Origin of the sequence: Enterovirga rhinocerotis (assembly GCF_004363955.1) — a bacterium.
In the GTDB taxonomy this organism is placed as follows: domain Bacteria; phylum Pseudomonadota; class Alphaproteobacteria; order Rhizobiales; family Beijerinckiaceae; genus Enterovirga; species Enterovirga rhinocerotis.
In genome coordinates this window covers 278,509-295,259 of record NZ_SNZR01000014.1, presented here as the reverse complement: position 1 = coordinate 295,259, position 16,751 = coordinate 278,509, and the positions used below count along the sequence as shown (strand labels likewise).

Genomic DNA, 16,751 nt, shown 5'->3' with positions numbered 1-16,751 from the left:
TCCGAAGCCGCCGCCTTGTCTCTGTTCGACCTCGCCTGCGAGCGCCCCTGGCTCACGGCGCGCTTTCCGAAATCCCAGACCATGCTGAGCTGGTCCCTCAATCGGCCGGGCTTCGCGCGGGGCCGCGAGGTGGCCTGGCTCGAGGTGGGGAATGCGGAGTTGCGCGACGAGGCCGATCCCGTGTCGTGGTTTCACCGGCGCCTCGCGGAGCGCGGCCTCGCCGAGGCCGTCGGGCTCATGACCGCGCGGAACGTCGCCCGTTACGAGAGGGTCTTCGCCTGCGCCGACGACGTCGGCGTCGATTGCGTCGTCACGCTCGGCCTCAATAACGGCGAGCGGGTCGGCCGGAGGATCGGGGCTCATCTGCACCCGCTGAATGCCGGGACGATCAACATCCTCTGCGCCGTCTCGAGGCCGCTGACGGAGGCCGCTCTGCTCGAAGCCTCCTCCCTCGCGACGCAGGCCCGGACCGTCGCCCTGGTCCAACTGGGCTATCGCCGGCCCGGCCAGCGGGACGCCGTCACCGGGACGGGAACCGATTGCATCGTCGTGGCCGCACCGGCCGGCCCGATGCCCGAGGCCTTCGCCGGCATGCATACCGCGATCGGGGAAGCGGTCGGCGACGCCGTCCATCGCGCCACGTCAGCAGCCGCGCGCGCCTGGTGCGCCGAGCGCGGGGAACAGAGCATGACGCCGTCAGGGAACGCGCCAACGGCGTCCTGCTGAGGAGCGGGCGAAGCCCGCGTCTCGAAGCACGCAGGTTCCGCCGGGCTTGGCCGATCATACGCCGGCTTCCGCGACGAGCGTCCCCTCCGGTGCATGGTCGCGGAAGAAGCGGGCGAGACGCGCCAGTTCCTCGGCGCGCGGGTCGGAGGAACGCCAGGCGAGCGCGATGACGCGTCCCCATTCGCGCCCCTCGAGCGACCGGCAGACGACGAGGCCTCCCGCCTCGGCGCGCGCGGCGAGGCGGGGCAGGAGCGTATAGCCGCCGCCGGCCGCGACCATGGATCGGAGCGTCTCGAGACTCGTCGCGTGGCGGCCGGCCTGCGAGGTGCCGCAGGCCGCGAGAGCCTGGTCGCGCAGGCAATTGCCCTCGTCGAGGAGGAGGAGATCGGGTCCGGCGAGCATCGCCGGATCGATCGCGCCGGCCTTCGCCAGGGCGTGATCGGCGGGACAGGCGAGCAGGAACGGCTCCCGGAACAGCGGCGCCACCGTCAACCCGCTCTCGTCGAAGGGCGGCGAGACGAGCGCGACATCGAGCCGTCCCTCCCGCAACCCCTCGACGATCTCGGCCGTCTTTCCCTCGCTGAGGACGAGGGTGAGGTCCGGCAGCGTCTCGCGCAGCGGGCGCAGCACGAGCGGGAACAGATAGGGGCCGAGCGTCTGGATGGCGGCGAGCGCAAGCCGGCCGGCAAGCCGCCCTCCCCTCTCCGCCTTGGCGCTGTCGAGCAGTTGCTGCGCCTCGGCGAGGACGCGGCGCGCATGGCGCGTGACGACCTCGCCCGAGCGCGTCGGCAGCACCTTGCGGCTGGTCCGCTCGAACAGGGCGAGCCCGAGCGCCTCCTCGAGCTTGCGCACCTGCGCCGACAGCGCCGGCTGGCTGACGTTGCAGCGCTGCGCGGCCCGCCCGAAATGCCGCTCGTCGTCGATCGCGACGACATATTCGAGGTCTCGCAGGGAGAGGCCGGCGATGTTCACGGGACGAGCTCAAAGGGCCGATCCCAAACCGAAAGACCCTCCCTCCTCATGCTGAGGTGCTGGCCGAAGGCCAGCCTCGAAGCACGCTCCACCGTGGTGCGTCCTTCGAGGCCCCCGGGCTTGCCCGGGGGCACCTCAGGATGAGGAGGGACGTGTTTCAAGCCAGACTCCTGCGGCAGCCGGTCATCGGGTTGCCACGCCGATCCATAAGCGCTGTCTATCACGGCATCTCAAAGAAGGCATTAGCCTCTATCGCCAGGAGTCTCCATTCTGTCATTGGACTTGTTCGAGACTGGACCGGCTCAAACCCGGCCCCAAGGAGGCACCCGATGGCGGACGACCGCACCTTTCTGACGACCCGGCAGGGTCATCCCGTTCGCGACAACCAGTCCATGCGGACGGTCGGCGAGCGCGGCCCCGCCACGCTCGAGAACTACCAGTTCATCGAGAAGATCACCCATTTCGACCGCGAGCGCATTCCGGAGCGCGTCGTCCATGCCCGCGGCGCCGGGGCGCACGGCTTCTTCGAGGCCTATGGCACCATCGGCGGCGAGCCGGCTGCCAAATACACCCGCGCCCGCGTGCTCAACGAGACGGGCGTCAAGACGCCGATGTTCGTGCGCTTCTCGACCGTCGCCGGCGCCAAGGAGAGCCCGGAGACCGAGCGCGACCCGCGCGGCTTTGCCGTGAAGTTCAAGACCCTCGAGGGCAATTGGGACCTCGTCGGCAACAACCTCAAGATCTTCTTCATCCGGGACGCCATCAAGTTCCCGGACATGATCCACGCCTTCAAGCCCGATCCGGTCACGAACCGGCAGGAAGCGTGGCGCTTCTGGGACTTCGTCGCCATGCATCCCGAGGCGCTGCACATGGTGACGTGGCTGAAGTCGCCCTGGGGCATCCCCGCGAATTACCGCGAGATGGAAGGCTCGGGCGTCAACACCTACAAGCTCGTCAACAAGGACGGCGTCGCCCATCTCGTGAAGTTCCACTGGGTGCCGAAGCAGGGCGTGCGCAACCTGACGACGCAGCAGGCGCAGGAGATCCAGGGCAAGGATGTCGGCCACGCGACGCGCGACCTCTACGACGCGATCGAGCGCGGCGACTTCCCCGAATGGGAATTCTGCGTGCAGCTCATGCCCGACGGGCCGAACGACCACCTCTCCTTCGATCCGCTCGACGACACCAAGCGCTGGCCCGAGGACCAGTTCCCGCTGCTGCCGGTCGGCCGCATGGTGCTGGACCGCGCCCCGTCGAACTTCTTCGCCGAGGTCGAGCAATCCGCCTTCGGGACGGGCGTCCTCGTCGACGGCATCGACTTCTCGGACGACAAGATGCTGCAGGGCCGCACGCTCAGCTATTCGGACACCCAGCGCTACCGCGTCGGCCCGAACTACCTGCAGCTGCCGATCAACGCCCCGCAGGCGCAGTGCCCCTTCGCGACCAACCAGCGCGACGGGCAGATGGCCTTCTACGTCGACAAGGGCGGCGCGGACGCCCATGTCAATTACGAGCCGAGCTATCTCGGACGCGGCCTGAACGAGGCGCCGAAGGTCGAGAAGGAGTACCACCAGCCGGTGGAAGGCCATCTCGGCCGCTATCAGCCGACGCGGGTCTCGGACGACTACGCCCAGGCCGGCGAGCGCTACCGCACCTTCGAGGATTGGGAGCGCGAGGACCTGATCGCCAACATCTCGGGCGACCTGAAGGCCTGCCCCGCGGAGCTGGCGCTCCGCGTCGTCTGGCACCTCTGGCATTGCGACCAGGATTACGGCCGGCGCGTCGCGGACGGTGCGGGCATCGATCTCGAGAAGGCGAAGGCCCTGCCGCTGCTTCCCGGCAAGCCGGCCCCCGGCGAGAACCGCAAGGGCCCGACCTATACGGACGGCACGCCCGAGCACCGCGCCGCCGCGGGCGCGTAAGCCCCAACGGTCACGGCCGGGCTCGCCCCGGCAGAAGGATCGACGGCCGGGCCCCGCGCCCGGCCGTTTTTGTTTGCAGAAGCGGGCATCACCCTCCCCTCCAGGGGAGGGTTGGGAGTTGCCCCTCGCTCAGCCGAGCCCCTTCAGGCGGTACAGGGCCTCCAGCGCCTCGCGCGGCGTGAGGCCGTCCGGGTCGATGGCGGCGAGCGTCTCGCGCAGCGCATCGGGCAAGGGCGGCGGGGGCGTCTCCTCCTCGGGGGCCGGGCGGGCCGAGGAGAACAGGGGCAGGTCGTCGATCAGGGCCGCACGCGGGCGCTCGCGATCGGATTTCTCGAGCTCGTTCAGGATTTTGCGCGCCCGCGTCACGACGGGCTTCGGCAGGCCCGCGAGCCGGGCGACCTGGAGCCCGTAGGAGCGGTCGGCCGCACCCGGCACGACCTCGTGCAGGAAGACGACGTCGCCGCCATATTCGGCGACCCGCAAGGTCGCGTTCGCGAGGCGCGGCAGTCGGTCCGCGAGGGTCGTCAGCTCGTGGTAATGGGTCGCGAAGAGCGCCCGGCAGCGGATCGCGTCGTGCAGATGCTCGATCGCGGCCCAGGCGATCGAGAGCCCGTCGAAGGTCGCGGTGCCGCGGCCGATCTCGTCGAGGATGACGAGCGAGCGCTCCGTCGCCTGGTTCAGGATCGCGGCCGTCTCGACCATCTCGACCATGAAGGTCGAGCGTCCGCGCGCGAGGTCGTCGGCGGCCCCGACGCGCGAGAAGAGCCGGTCGACGATGCCGATCTCGGCCCGCTTCGCCGGCACGAAGGAGCCCGCCTGGGCGAGGACGGCGATCAGGGCAGCCTGCCGGAGATAGGTCGACTTGCCGCCCATATTGGGTCCGGTGACGAGGAGGATGCGACCCGGGCCGGCCTCCTCGCCGAGCGCGCAATCGTTCGGCACGAAGGGCACGCCGTCGCGCTTCAGCGCCGCCTCGACCACCGGATGGCGCCCGCCCTCTATGCGGAAGGCGGAGCCCTCGCCGATGCGTGGGCGGGACCAGCCGAGATCGGCGGCGAGTTCGGCGAGGCCCGCCGCGACGTCGATCCGCGCGAGCGCCTCGCCGCCCGTGGTGATGGAGGAGGCGGCCGCGACGACCTCGCCGGACAAAGCCTCGAAATGCGCGAGTTCCAGCGCCAGCGCCCTCTCGCCGGCGGAGGCGATCTTCGCCTCGAGCTCGCCCAGCTCCGTCGAGGTGAAGCGCATCGCGCCCGCCATGGTCTGGCGGTGGATGAGCACGGCGTGACGCTCCCGCAGGAAGGCCTCGCCGGCCGCCGCCGGCACCTCCACGAAATAGCCCAGCATCGAATTGTGCTTGATGCGGAGGGTCCGAACCCCCGTCTCCTCGGCGTAGCGCGCCTGCAGCGCCGCGACGACCTTGCGGGTGTCGCCCCCGAGCGCGCGCGCCTCGTCGAGGTCGCGGTCGAACCCGTCGCGAATGAAGCCACCGTCGCGCGTGCGCAGCGGCAGGCTCTCCGCCAGGGCATCCGCGAGACGGCCGCCGAGAGCCGGATCGAGGCCGGCGAGGCCGGCCCGCGCCTCGTCGAGTTCGGCCGGCGGATCGGGCAGGCCCGCCAGCCCCTCGCCGATGGCGGCCGCGGCGACGAGGCCGTCGCGCAGGCAAGCGAGGTCGCGCGGTCCGCCGCGTCCGACCGCGAGCCGTGCGAGCGCGCGGAGGAAGTCCGGCACGCCCTTGAGGTCCGCCCGCAGGCGCTCGCGCAGGTCCCGTTCCTCGGCGAGGAGCGAGACGGTATCGAGCCGCTGCCCGATCGCGGCGGCACGCGTCAGAGGCCCGGCGAGGCGCTCGGCGAGGAGGCGGCTTCCGGCCGCCGTCACCGTCCGGTCGACCGCATCGAGCAGGCTGCCCGTGCGCTCGCCGCCCGTCGTGCGGACGAGTTCGAGATTGGCGCGCGTCGCGGGATCGATCAGAAGCCGCCCGCCGGCTTCCTGCCGGGTCGGCGGCGAGAGGCGCGGACGGGCGCCGTACTGGGTCCGTTCGAGATAGGCGAGCGCGGCCCCGGCCGCCGTGACCTCGGCCTTGGTGAAGGTGCCGAAGCTGTCGAGCGTGCCAACCTCGAAATAGTCGCGGATGCGCCGCTCGGCGGAGGCGGCGTCGATGCCGTCGCGCGGCATCGGCGTGACGGCGGCCGGGCTGTCGCGCCAGAGCGCCTTGAGGTCCGGATCGTCGTGGATCGTGTCGGGGACGACGATCTCGCGCGGATCGAGCCGGGCGAGTTCGGCCGCCAGCCCCTCGCGATCGCTTTCGACGACCGTGAAGCGGCCCGTCGAGACGTCGAGCCCGGCAAGACCGTAGAGCCAGTCGCGGCCCTCGCGCCGGCGCGCGACCGCCGCGAGGATATTCTGGGCACCGGGATCGAGCAGCCGCTCCTCGGTGAGCGTTCCCGGCGTGACGAGCCGCACCACCGCCCGGCGGACGACGGATTTCCCGCCCCGCTTCTTGGCCTCGGCCGGATCCTCGGTCTGCTCGCAGACGGCGACGCGGTGGCCTCCGGCGATGAGCCGCGCCAGCGCGTCCTCGCCCCGCTCGATCGGCACCCCGCACATCGGGATGTCCTCGCCCGCATGCTTGCCGCGCTTCGTCAGAACGATGCCGAGCGTGCGCGAGGCGAGTTCGGCATCGGCGAAGAACAGTTCGTAGAAATCCCCCATCCGGTAGAACAGGAGGCAATCGGGATGGGCCGCCTTGATCTCGAGATACTGCGCCATCATCGGCGTCGGAGCGGCGGCGGGCGGCACGCCCTCTGAGGGGTCGGAGCGGGGGGAACGCGGAGCCGGCATGGGTGCCGCTTAGCAGGTGCGCCCGAGGCCTGCACCCGCGCGGGCGGGGCGGCGGCGCGTTCTCGACAGAAAAGCCCGGCGCGCGAGGCGCCGGGCTTCGGGTTCACCCAGAGGCTGGTCCGGTCAGACCATCGGATAGGTGCGGACGCGGCGGCGCCGCTCCTCGTCCGTGACCGGATCGGCCACCAGCGTCTCCGCGGGGGCCGCGGTCGCCTCGTCGTAGCGGCCGCTCCAGCCCTCGCGCCGCCAGGTCTCCTCGCGCTCGACGAGGTCGATCGTGCCCTCGTCGTCGAGGATGTCCTCGACGCGCGCCGCATGGGCTTCGTCCGTGCGGACCGTGACGAGCGAGCCGCCGCGCCGCACACCCTCGGCATAGACATGCGCGTCGCGCTCGCCGATCCCGGCACCGGTCAGACCGCCGAGAAGACCGCCCGCCGCCGCGCCCGCGCCGGCTCCGACCAGCGTCGCCGCCAGCCAGCCCGCCGCGACGACCGGGCCGACGCCCGGGATCGCCAGCAGGCCGAGGCCTGCGAGCAGGCCCGCACCGCCGCCCAGGACACCGCCGATGGTCGCGCCCGTACCGGCACCCGTCGCCGCGTCGCCATCGGTCGCCGGCCGCTCGGTCTCGTAGCGCGTCCGCTCCGCGGAATCGTTGGAGACGAGGCTGATGTCCCCGTCGGGAATGCCGGCGGCCTTCAGGCGCGACACCGCGCTCGACGCATCGGCGTAGCTGTCGAACATCGCCGTGACTGTTCTCGTGGTCATATCGAAACTCCGTTATGATGAGGCGCAGAGGCTGCGAGAGTCCGGCCGCGGTCAGCTCGAGGCGATGTTGCCCTTGTAGTCGACGCCGACATCGACGGGCTTGCCGTCCTTGGCCATCGCCTTGGCGCGCCAGATGCCGTCATCGTCCTTGGTGAGGCCGGTCACGCCGGTGAAGCCGGCCCCTTCGAGCCGCGACTTGGCCTGGCCTTCCGTGAAGCTGTTGGCGCCCTTCTCGAGGGCCGACATCGGCACGATCGTGACCTCGCCGGTCGTGGTCGTGGTCGACGGCGCGTTCCCGCGAGTCGTCATGGCCGGGTTCGAGGAGCCCGTCGGAGTCTGGGTGCCGGGCGACGGCGGGGCGGTCGGGGCGCCGGGAGTGGCCGGAGCGGTCGGCGATGTCGTCGCAGGAGCCTGGGCCAGAGCGGCCGTCGCCAGCAATGCGGCACCCGTGGCAAGAATGGCGGCGGATCTCATCTTCGTCTCCTTCTCCGGTCGACGATGAGCCCAGCCAATAATCTCCCGCCGCGCTCGTGGCGCGATCCGAAATCCCTGGGCTCACCCTGTGGCGTCCCAAGCATCGAGGGCGGACGAAGTTCCGCCCTCGGAACGGTTATGTTTCCTCTGTCAAATCTCTACTGAGGGATACGCACCCAAGACCGTCCGGAGCCGGACGATCAGCGCGGGAGACCTTGCATCCAGTCCGAGCCACCGAAGGCGAGCGACATCGCCGGCTCGCCGGTCGCCGACCGACGCTCAGGCGTCCTGCGCCTTCAGCACGTCCGGGCGCGGCATGGAGATGATGTTGTAGCCCGAATCCACGTAGTGGATCTCACCGGTGACGCCGCCCGACAGCTCCGACAGGAAATAGAGCGCCGACCCGCCGATCTCCTCGGTGGAGACGGTGCGGCGAAGCGGGGCGTTCTCTTTCTGGAAGTTGTACATGAAGCGGGCATCGGCGATCCCGGCCCCCGCGAGCGTGCGCACAGGCCCCGCCGAGATGGCGTTCACGCGGATGCCCGAGGGGCCGAAATCGCCGGCGAGATAGCGGACCGAGGCCTCCAGCGCCGCTTTGGCGACACCCATGACGTTGTAGTTCGGCATGAGCCGGGTCGAGCCGCCATAGGTGAGCGTCACCATCGCGCCGCCCGCCTTCATGCGCGCCGCGGCGCGCTTGGCGATCTCCGTGAAGGAGAAGCAGGAGATCAGCATCGTGCGCGCGAAATTCTCGCGCGTCGTGTCGGCGTAGCGGCCCTTCAGCTCGTTCTTGTCCGAGAAGGCGATGGCGTGCACGACGAAATCGAGCCCGTCCCAGCGCTCGTCGAGCGCGGCGAAGACGGCATCGACCGAGGCGAGATCCTCGACGTCGCAGGGCAGCACGATGTCCGAGCCGACCGAATTCGCGAGCGGGGTGACGCGCTTGCCGAGCGCCTCGCCTTGATAGGTGAAGGCGAGTTCCGCCCCGTGCGCCGCCAGCGTCTTGGCGATGCCCCAGGCGATCGAGTGGTCGTTGGCGACGCCCATGATCAGGCCCCGCCGCCCCTTCATCAGACCGTCCACGCCTCACTCCCTTCGCCAAAGAGGCGGCGTGTAACGCGGGGCCATGTCAATTGTCCATTGACGCTTGACACGCGGCGGCTGCGCAAACGCCTTCTTGCGGACCTGGCCGGATCGCGCATCCTGTAGCCTTGCGGACGCCGCCTCGGTTATGCCGGAGGAGGAAACGCCACCGGAGCCCCGCATGACCCTGACCGCCAAGCCCGAGGATGTCGGCCTCTCGTCGGAGCGCCTCGCGCGGATCGACGGCTGGATGCGGGGCCTCGTCGCGGATGGCCGCCTGCCCTTCGTGCAGACGATGATCATGCGGCGCGGCGAGGTCGTCTGGCACCGCCAGACCGGGCTTGCCGATATCGCGCGGGACAAGGCGATCGCGCCCGACACGATCGTGCGCATCTACTCGATGACCAAGCCCCTGACCTCGGTCGCGATCATGATGCTCTACGAGGAAGGGCGCTTCCAGCTCGACGATCCGATCACGCGGTTCCTGCCCTGCTTCCGGAACATGTGCGTCGTCACCGACGCCGGCGCGGACACGCTCGACACCGTTCCGGCCGAGCGGGAGATCACCTTCCGCGATCTCCTCACCCATACTTCGGGCCTGACCTACGACTTCATGCGCGCGACCGCGCTCGACGCGCACTACCGGGAGAAGGGTGTCGATTTCCAGGGTTCGGCGCGGAGCCTCGGGGAGGTGGTCGAAACCGCGGCGACCCTGCCGCTCCTCGCCCAGCCCGGCACGCAGTGGAACTACTCGATCGCGACGGACGTGCTCGGCCACCTCGTCGCGGTGATCTCGGGCCAGCCGTTCGGAGACTTCCTGCGCGAGCGGGTGATCGTCCCGCTCGGCATGGTCGATACCGATTTCGTCATCGCGCCGGACAAGGTCCCCCGCTTCGCCTCGAACTACACGAAGGGCCCGGACGGACGGCCGAAGCTGCTCGACGACGGGCAGGCCAGCACCTATGCCGCGCCCCGTCTCGCGTCCGGCGGAGGCGGCCTCGTCTCGACGGCAGCCGATTACATGCGCTTCTGCCGCTTCATGCTGAACAAGGGCACGCTCGACGGCGTGCGGCTCCTCGGCCGCAAGACCGTCGAGCTGATGACGACGAACCATCTGCCGGGCGACATGGCGCAGATGGGCCAGCCGCGCTTCTCCGAATCCCCCTATGACGGGATCGGCTTCGGCCTCGGCTTCTCGGTGATGCTGGAGCCGGCCAAGGCCCAGATCCTCGGCACGCCCGGCGAATATGCCTGGGGCGGCGCGGCCTCGACCGCCTTCTGGATCGACCCGGCGGAAGACATGGCCGTCGTCCAGCTGACGCAGCTCATGCCGTCCTCGACCTATCCGATCCGGCGCGAATTGCGGGTTCTGGCCTATCAGGCGATCGTGGACTGAGGCGCGATCACGACGCGCCGGCGAGATAGCGTTCCAGCTCCGCGCGCTGATCCTGCGTCAGCACGAGCCCGAGCTTCGTGCGGCGCCAGAGGATGTCCTCCGGCGTCCGCGCCCATTCCTTCCCGACGAGATGGCCGATCTCCGCCTCGGTCAGCCCGCCCCCGAAGGCACGGCCGAGATCGGCCTCCTCGCGCGCATCGCCGAGGATCGCCCTCGCCTCGGTCCCGTAGAGCCGCACCAGCCGACGGGCGCCGGCCTCGCCGAGCCAGGGCGCCCGCCCGATAACCTCCCGCACGAGGGCCTCGACGCCGTCGATCGGAAAATCCCCGCCCGGAAGCGTCGCTCCCCGCGTCCAGGCGCCCCGTGCCTCGGGCAGGAGGGAGGCGAGCTTGTCCAAGGCCTCCTCGGCGAGGCGGCGATAGGTCGTGATCTTGCCCCCGTAGACGGTGAGGGCCGGCGCGGCGCCCTCGGGCCGGTCGAGAGCGAGGACGTAGTCGCGCGTCACCTCCTGCGCGCTCTCGCCATCCTCGCCATAGAGCGGCCGGACGCCCGAATAGGTCCAGACGACGTCCTCGGGACGGACCGGCTTCGCGAAATACTCGCCCGCGACCGCACAGAGATAGGCGATCTCCTCCTCGCTCGCCGTCGGGGAGGCGGGATCGCCGGCATAGTCGCGGTCGGTCGTGCCGATCAGCGTGAAGTCACGCTCGTAGGGGATGGCGAAGACGATCCGCCCATCCGCGTTCTGGACGATGTAGCAGCGCTCGTGGGGGAAGAGGCGCGGCACGACGATATGCGAGCCTTGGACGAGCCTCACTTTCGGCGGGCCGGGGATGGCGAGCATGTCGGCGCGCACATGGTCCGCCCAGGGGCCGGCCGCGTTCACGAGAACCCTGGCCCGCACCTCCGAACGCTCGCCGGTGCGGGCATCCTCGAGCGTCAGGCGCCACGCCTCGGAGCCGCGCTCGGCGGCGACGGCGCGCGTCCGGGTGCGGATGACGGCGCCCCGCGCCGCCGCGTCGCGCGCGTTGAGGACGACGAGCCGCGCGTCGTCGACCCAGCAATCGGAATATTCGAAGCCGCGCCTGAACAGGCCCGGCTTCAGCGCCGCGCCGGCCTCGTCCCGCGCGAGGTCGAGCGTGCGGGTGGGCGGCAGGCGGCAGCGCCCGCCGATATGGTCGTAGAGGAAGAGCCCGAGCCGCAGGAGCCAGGCGGGCCGCAGCCCCCGATGATGGGGCAGGACGAAGCGGAGCGGCCAGATGATGTGCGGGGCCATCCCCCACAAGACCTCGCGCTCGGACAGCGCTTCCCGCACGAGCCGGAATTCGTAATGCTCGAGGTAGCGCAGCCCGCCATGGACGAGCTTCGTCGAAGCCGAGGAGGTGGCGCTCGCCAGATCGCCCTGCTCGCAGAGATGGACCGAGAGCCCCCGCCCCGCGGCATCCCGCGCGATCCCGGCCCCGTTGATCCCGCCGCCGATGACGGCGAGGTCGTAGAGGGGGATGTCAGCTTCGAGAGTCGGATCGGTCACGGGGTCACGCAACATGAGAAGGGAGGGGCTTACGCAATGCTTTCCCGGAGCACCGCCCCGATCCCTCCCCGCAGGGGAGGGCGAGTCGGCGCCATCCGACCGGGGTGGGGTGCTGCCCGGCCTGGCATTCCCCACCCCGGTTCGAAGCTCCGCTTCGACTCGGCCCTCCCCTCCGGGGAGGGATCAACTGGCCGGTCGCCGAAATTCATGCCGCCGGGTCGCCGGATCAGTGATGGACATCGCCCCATGACCACCAATCGGCATCAATAGCCGAGGTTCCGCAGGCAGGCCGCCAGACCCTCCGCCGTCTCGCCGCGCGGCTTGTATTCGAGGCCGACGAGCCCGGCGTACGAGCTGTCGTCGACGAGCTTCAGGAAGTGGCGGAAATCGACCTCGCCCTCGTCGGGCTCGGCCCGCGAGGGGACGGCCGCGATCTGGATATGGCCGATCCGGTCGAAATGGCGCTCGAAGCGCTTGGTCAAATCGCCTTCCATGATCTGGATATGATAGGCGTCGAAGAGGAGGGTGACGTTCGGATCGTCGATCTCCTCCAGGATCGCGACGATCTCGTCCGAGGTCTTGACGAGATAGGGCGGCACGTCGCGGCTGTTCAGAGGCTCGAGCAGCAGCTTCACGCCCGTCCCCGCCGCCTGCTTGCCGGCCCAGGCGATGTTTCTCTTGTAGAGTTCGAGCGCGCGTTCGCGGGTCTCCGGCGTCACGTTCGCCGCCATGGTGTGGATGCCGACGACGCCGAGCGCGGTCGCATAGGTCAGCGCCTGGTCGAAGTCGCGCCGGAACTGGTCCTCGGCGCCGATCATGCCGGCCCGGCCCCATTCGCCGATCGACTTGTCGCCCGGCACGGTGTTGAGCCCGGTCATGCGCACGCCCGCGCCGTCGAGCCGCGCCTTCAGCTCGGCGATCGAATGCTCGTAGGGGAAATGGCACTCGACCTTGTCGAGCCCTGCTCTCTTGGCCGCCTCGATCCGGTCGAGGAAGGGCAGTTCGGCGAACATGAAGGCGATGTTGGCGGTGAAACGGGGCATCGGCGATCCTGTCAGGACTTGAGCTTGAAGACGCGCGCGAGGTCCGCGACCTGCTCGCCCGTGAGATGGCGGACCGTCTGGCCGCGCAGGAGGACGAGGAGCTTCGCCGTCTCCTCCAGTTCCTCAGCCGCATAGACGGCCGACAGAAGGTCCGGCCCCGACACGACCGGGCCGTGATTGGCGAGCAGCACGGCGGCGTTCCGCCCTCCGCGCGCCCGCACGAGGTCGCCCATCGCAGGATCGCCCGGACGGACATAGGGCAGGAGCGGCACCCGGCCGACCCGCATCACGACATAGGGCGTGATCGGCGGGATCGTGTCCTCGGGATCGAGATCGGCGAGGCAGGAGAGCGCGGTCGCATGAGTCGAGTGGAGGTGGACCACCGCCCCGGCCTCGGGCCGCGTCTCGTAGAAGGCCTGGTGGAGGAAGACCTCCTTGGAGGGCTTGTCGCCGGACAGATGGTTCCCGGCGGGATCGAGCTTCGCGATGCGGGCCGCGTCGAGGAAGCCGAGGCAGGAATTGGTCGGCGTCATCAGGATGCCGTCCTCGACCTTGGCGCTGATGTTGCCGGCCGAGCCCACCGAATAGCCGCGCTGGAACAGCGAGGCGGCGAGCCGCACCAACTCGGCGCGGACGGCGTCCTCGTGCGAGGAGACCGCCATCAGGCGCCCTCCAGCGTCGCGAGCGCCTTCTCGAAGAAGTCCGGAGCGCCGAAATTGCCGGATTTGAGCGCGAGGGCGAGCGGCTTCTCGGTGGAGGAGAGGGCCGGGACGCCCGGATCGATCTCGGGCCCGATCGCGAGGGAGCGCAGGCCGAGCGCGCCGACGACGGCACCGGAGGTCTCGCCTCCCGCGACGACGAGGCGCCGGAGGCCGCCCTCGACGAGGCGACGCGCAGCCTCCGCGAACAGACGGTCCAGCGTCTCGGCGACCGCCTCGCGGCCATGCCGCTCCTGGGCCGCCTTCACCTCGGCCGGGGTCGAGGAGGAATAGGCGAGCGGTGCCTTGCCGCGATGCTCCCGGGCGAAGGCGAGGATGTCCTCGGGCCCGAGGCGACCGTCCATCACCGCGCCGACATCGATCCGCAGGGTCGGATGGCGCGCCGCGTGGCGCTCGACCTGCCCGCGCGTCGCGTTCGAGCAGGAACCGGCGAGGATCATCTCGTCGCCGGAGACGGGCGCGAAGCTGCCCGAACCGGCCGTGGCGGTGCCGCCCTTGAGGATGTTGCGCGCGAGGCCGAGCGCGATGCCCGAGCCGCCCGTGAGGAGCGGCACGCCGTCGAGCGCCTCGCCGATCGCGTAGAGGTCGTCGTCCGAGACCGCATCGACGATCACCAGCGTCTCGCCCTGCGCGGCCGCATCGTCCAGCGCCTTGCGGATCGCCGCGCCGCCCCGGCGCACCACCGACCAGGGCACCAGCCCCACCGGATCCGCCGTCTGGAGACGGAGGAAGCGGCGAAGGTCCGAATCCGTCATCGGGTTGAGCGGATGGCTCTCCATCCCGGATTCGTTCAGCAGCCGGTCGCCGACGAAGAGATGGCCCTGGTAGATCGTGCGCCCCGTGGTCGGGAAAGCCGGGCAGGCGACGACGCCCTTGACCCCGAGCCGCTCGGCCAGGGCCTCGCCGACCTGCCCGATATTGCCCGCGGGGGTCGAATCGAAGGTCGAGCAATATTTGAAGACGACTTGCCGGCAGCCCTGCTCCTTCAGCCAGTCGAGCGCCTGGAGCGATTGGGCGATGGCATCCCCGGCGGGAATCGAGCGGCTCTTCAGCGCCACCACGCCCGCCTGGCACGAGGCCGGCGCCGGGCGGTCCGGCAGGCCCAGGAACTGGACCGTCGACAGGCCACCCTTGGCGATGGTGTTGGCGATGTCGCTCGCGCCCGTGAAGTCATCCGCGATGACGCCGAGTTCCATTCCAAGCCTCCCCCGGACGCCGTCCAGCCGGCAGCGCCTCGTCGCAGTTTAGGCAGGATTGCGCGCCGTCCGGCAAGAGGCTCGCGGACCGGGACCCCTCCCGGGCTTTGCGTGTACGGAATGGGAGATCGCGAGCACTCTCGAAGCACTCGCAGGCCAAGAGCCGAACCTCTCCCCGTCATGGACGGGCTTGGCCCGGCCATCCACGCCCACCCGCTCGCGACACGTCGACGGTTCGCGAGGTGGCAGCGTTCTTCGTGGATGGCCGGGCCAAGCCCGGCCATGACGGCTAAAGGGGGTGCGCAGACGGTAAAAGGGAGGGTTGGCGCCGTCAGCGCGCCTTCACCACACCCGTCTCGCGCAAGCCGGCGATCTCCTCGGGGCCTAGGCCGAGCACATCGCGCAGGACGGCGTCGCTGTCCTCGCCGAGGGCCGGCGGATAGCGCGGCGTGGTCTTGGAAGCCGAGGCGAAGCGGAGCGGATCGCCGATGACGCGCGTCCGGCGCCCGTCCTCGGCCGCGAGTTCGGCCACCATGCCGCGAGCGAGGATTTGCGGGTCCGAGACGACGCGGTCGAGCGTGTTGACGACGGCGACCGGGATGCCGTCCCGCTCCAGGCGCTCGACCCAGGCATCGGCGCCCGCCTCGCGGAAGCGCGCCTCGAGAAGCGCGGTCAACGGCTCCCGGTTGGCGAGCCGGAGCGTGCCGGTCGCGAAGCGCGGATCATCCGCGAGGTCCTGCCGCTCGATCGCCCGGCAGAGCTTGAGCCAGAGCGCGTCCGTCAGGGCCGCGACCACGAATTCCCGCCCGTCGCCGGCCGTGAAGGTGTTGTAGGTCACGACCGAGGCGTGCCCTCGGCCCTGGGGTCCGGGCACCTGCCCGGAATGGAGGTGATAGGCGGCCTGATAGCTCAGGAGCGCCGCCTGGCAGTCGAGCATCGAGACGTCGACGACCTCGCCCTGGCCGGTCGCCCGCCGCCGCTCGAGGGCCGCGAGGATGCCGATGACCCCGTAGAGGCCGGCCACGATATCGGCGATCGGCAGTCCCGCCCGAACGGGCCGCCCGCCTTCCTCGCCCGTGAGGCTCATCCCGCCGGACAGGGCCTGGACCGTGAGGTCGAAGGCCGGCTTGTCGCGATAGGGGCCGGTCTGCCCGAAGCCCGAGATCGAGCACCAGATCAGATCGGGCTTCTCGGCCCGTAGGCCCTCGACGCCGAGGCCGAGCCGGTCCAGGACGCCCGGCCGGAAATTCTCCACCACGACGTCGCTCGCGAGGGCCAGGCGCCGCGCGAGGGCGAGCCCCTCCGGCGCCTTGAGGTCGAGGGCGATGCTCCTCTTGTTCCGGTTGATCGAGAGGAAATAGGCGCTGTCCCCGGCCACGTAATGCGGCGGCATCGCCCGGGTCGAATCGCCGGTCAGCGGCTCGACCTTGATCACCTCGGCGCCGAGATCCCCCAGCACCTGGGTGCCGAACGGACCGGACAGGACCTGCGTGAAGTCGAGGACGCGGAGACCCGCGAGGCTGGGACCAGAAAGGCTCGGGCCCGCGTGATTGGGCCGGTCGGAAGCGCTGAAAGGCAAGACGATCATCCTGAGAGGGGGCGCGACCTTGTCACAGGGCGTCCGGCCGGGCCAGCCGCGGCCGCTTCCGCAAAAAAGACGGCGCCGGAATGAACCTCCGGGCCGGGCCGGACGACACATCCTCGCGGCCGATCACCGGCCCCGACAGGAAGGAAGCGATCCATGTCCGGATTCATCAAGGCAGCGGCTTTCGCGATCACGGCCATGGCCGCCGCCACCTTTGCCGCGCCCGACGCCGAGGCGCAGGGCCATCGTCACGGCGGGCATCGCCATGGCGGCTGGGGCCATCATCACCACCACCATCACGGCTTCGGCCATCGCCACCGCCACCGCCACGGCGGCTACGGCCACCGGCACCGCCACTTCCACGGCCACGGCTATCGTCATCGCCCCGTCTACGCCTATCGCGGCTGCTACTGGCGCCAATATGTGACGATCTACGGCACCATCGCCGCTCGCCGCGTGTGCCATTAATGAGGCAAGATCGGCTGGCGCCGAGTTCGGCGT

14 protein-coding genes are annotated in these 16,751 nt (G+C 70.4%); 4 read left to right on the top strand and 10 right to left on the bottom strand.

Going from position 1 to position 16,751, the window contains the following annotated elements; translation table 11 throughout:
* Positions 1-15 precede the first annotated feature (15 nt).
* Complete coding sequence (locus EV668_RS18105; protein WP_133772670.1) at positions 16-726, top strand: adenosylcobinamide amidohydrolase; 711 nt, start codon at positions 16-18, stop codon at positions 724-726.
* Positions 727-780: 54 nt separating this feature from the next.
* On the opposite strand, the gene EV668_RS18100 is transcribed toward EV668_RS18105, so the two are convergent.
* Complete coding sequence (locus EV668_RS18100; RefSeq protein ID WP_133772668.1) at positions 781-1,698, bottom strand: LysR substrate-binding domain-containing protein; 918 nt, start codon at positions 1,696-1,698, stop codon at positions 781-783.
* Positions 1,699-2,027: 329 nt separating this feature from the next.
* On the opposite strand from EV668_RS18100, the gene EV668_RS18095 reads away from it, so the two are divergent.
* On the top strand, positions 2,028-3,620 hold the full coding sequence (locus EV668_RS18095) for a catalase (RefSeq protein ID WP_133772666.1): 1,593 nt from the start codon (positions 2,028-2,030) through the stop codon (positions 3,618-3,620).
* A gap of 129 nt (positions 3,621-3,749) precedes the next feature.
* Here the strand turns inward: EV668_RS18095 and mutS are convergent, their stop codons facing one another.
* From mutS to fabI, 4 genes are all read right to left on the bottom strand, one after another.
* Entirely contained in the window at positions 3,750-6,458 is a 2,709-nt protein-coding gene (gene mutS / locus EV668_RS18090) for a DNA mismatch repair protein MutS (RefSeq protein ID WP_133772664.1), read from the bottom strand.
* Positions 6,459-6,581: 123 nt separating this feature from the next.
* Positions 6,582-7,223 carry a general stress protein gene (locus EV668_RS18085; protein ID WP_245513296.1) on the bottom strand — a complete coding sequence of 214 codons (642 nt, stop codon included), beginning with the start codon at positions 7,221-7,223 and terminating at the stop codon, positions 6,582-6,584.
* 51 nt (positions 7,224-7,274) lie between these two features.
* Positions 7,275-7,697, bottom strand: coding sequence for a PepSY domain-containing protein (locus tag EV668_RS18080; RefSeq protein WP_133772662.1), 423 nt, complete (start codon positions 7,695-7,697; stop codon positions 7,275-7,277).
* A 279-nt stretch (positions 7,698-7,976) separates the two neighbouring features.
* Complete coding sequence (fabI, locus tag EV668_RS18075) at positions 7,977-8,780, bottom strand: enoyl-ACP reductase FabI (RefSeq protein ID WP_208111575.1); 804 nt, start codon at positions 8,778-8,780, stop codon at positions 7,977-7,979.
* 181 nt (positions 8,781-8,961) lie between these two features.
* On the opposite strand from fabI, the gene EV668_RS18070 reads away from it, so the two are divergent.
* The gene (locus tag EV668_RS18070; protein WP_133772660.1) at positions 8,962-10,176 is read left to right on the top strand and encodes a serine hydrolase domain-containing protein; all 1,215 of its coding nucleotides are present in this window, start codon (positions 8,962-8,964) and stop codon (positions 10,174-10,176) included.
* A 7-nt stretch (positions 10,177-10,183) separates the two neighbouring features.
* Here the strand turns inward: EV668_RS18070 and glpD are convergent, their stop codons facing one another.
* The 5 genes from glpD to EV668_RS18045 form a co-directional block, all read right to left on the bottom strand.
* On the bottom strand, positions 10,184-11,707 hold the full coding sequence (gene glpD, locus EV668_RS18065) for a glycerol-3-phosphate dehydrogenase (RefSeq protein WP_245513295.1): 1,524 nt from the start codon (positions 11,705-11,707) through the stop codon (positions 10,184-10,186).
* Positions 11,708-11,970: 263 nt separating this feature from the next.
* A complete protein-coding gene (locus EV668_RS18060) occupies positions 11,971-12,750 on the bottom strand; it encodes a hydroxypyruvate isomerase family protein (protein ID WP_133772656.1) in 780 nt (259 codons plus the stop codon).
* Positions 12,751-12,761: 11 nt separating this feature from the next.
* Positions 12,762-13,412: a 3-oxo-tetronate 4-phosphate decarboxylase gene (otnC, locus tag EV668_RS18055; protein WP_133772654.1), complete on the bottom strand. Its 651-nt coding sequence runs from the start codon at positions 13,410-13,412 to the stop codon at positions 12,762-12,764.
* Positions 13,412-14,665 (bottom strand): 3-oxo-tetronate kinase, encoded by a 1,254-nt coding sequence (gene otnK / locus EV668_RS18050; protein ID WP_133772652.1) that lies wholly within the window; start codon positions 14,663-14,665, stop codon positions 13,412-13,414. The genes otnC and otnK overlap by 1 nt, the downstream gene beginning before the upstream one ends.
* A 331-nt stretch (positions 14,666-14,996) precedes the next feature.
* On the bottom strand, positions 14,997-16,244 hold the full coding sequence (locus EV668_RS18045) for a CaiB/BaiF CoA transferase family protein (protein ID WP_208111574.1): 1,248 nt from the start codon (positions 16,242-16,244) through the stop codon (positions 14,997-14,999).
* Positions 16,245-16,406: 162 nt separating this feature from the next.
* On the opposite strand from EV668_RS18045, the gene EV668_RS18040 reads away from it, so the two are divergent.
* Complete coding sequence (locus EV668_RS18040; protein WP_133772648.1) at positions 16,407-16,718, top strand: hypothetical protein; 312 nt, start codon at positions 16,407-16,409, stop codon at positions 16,716-16,718.
* Positions 16,719-16,751 lie beyond the last annotated feature (33 nt).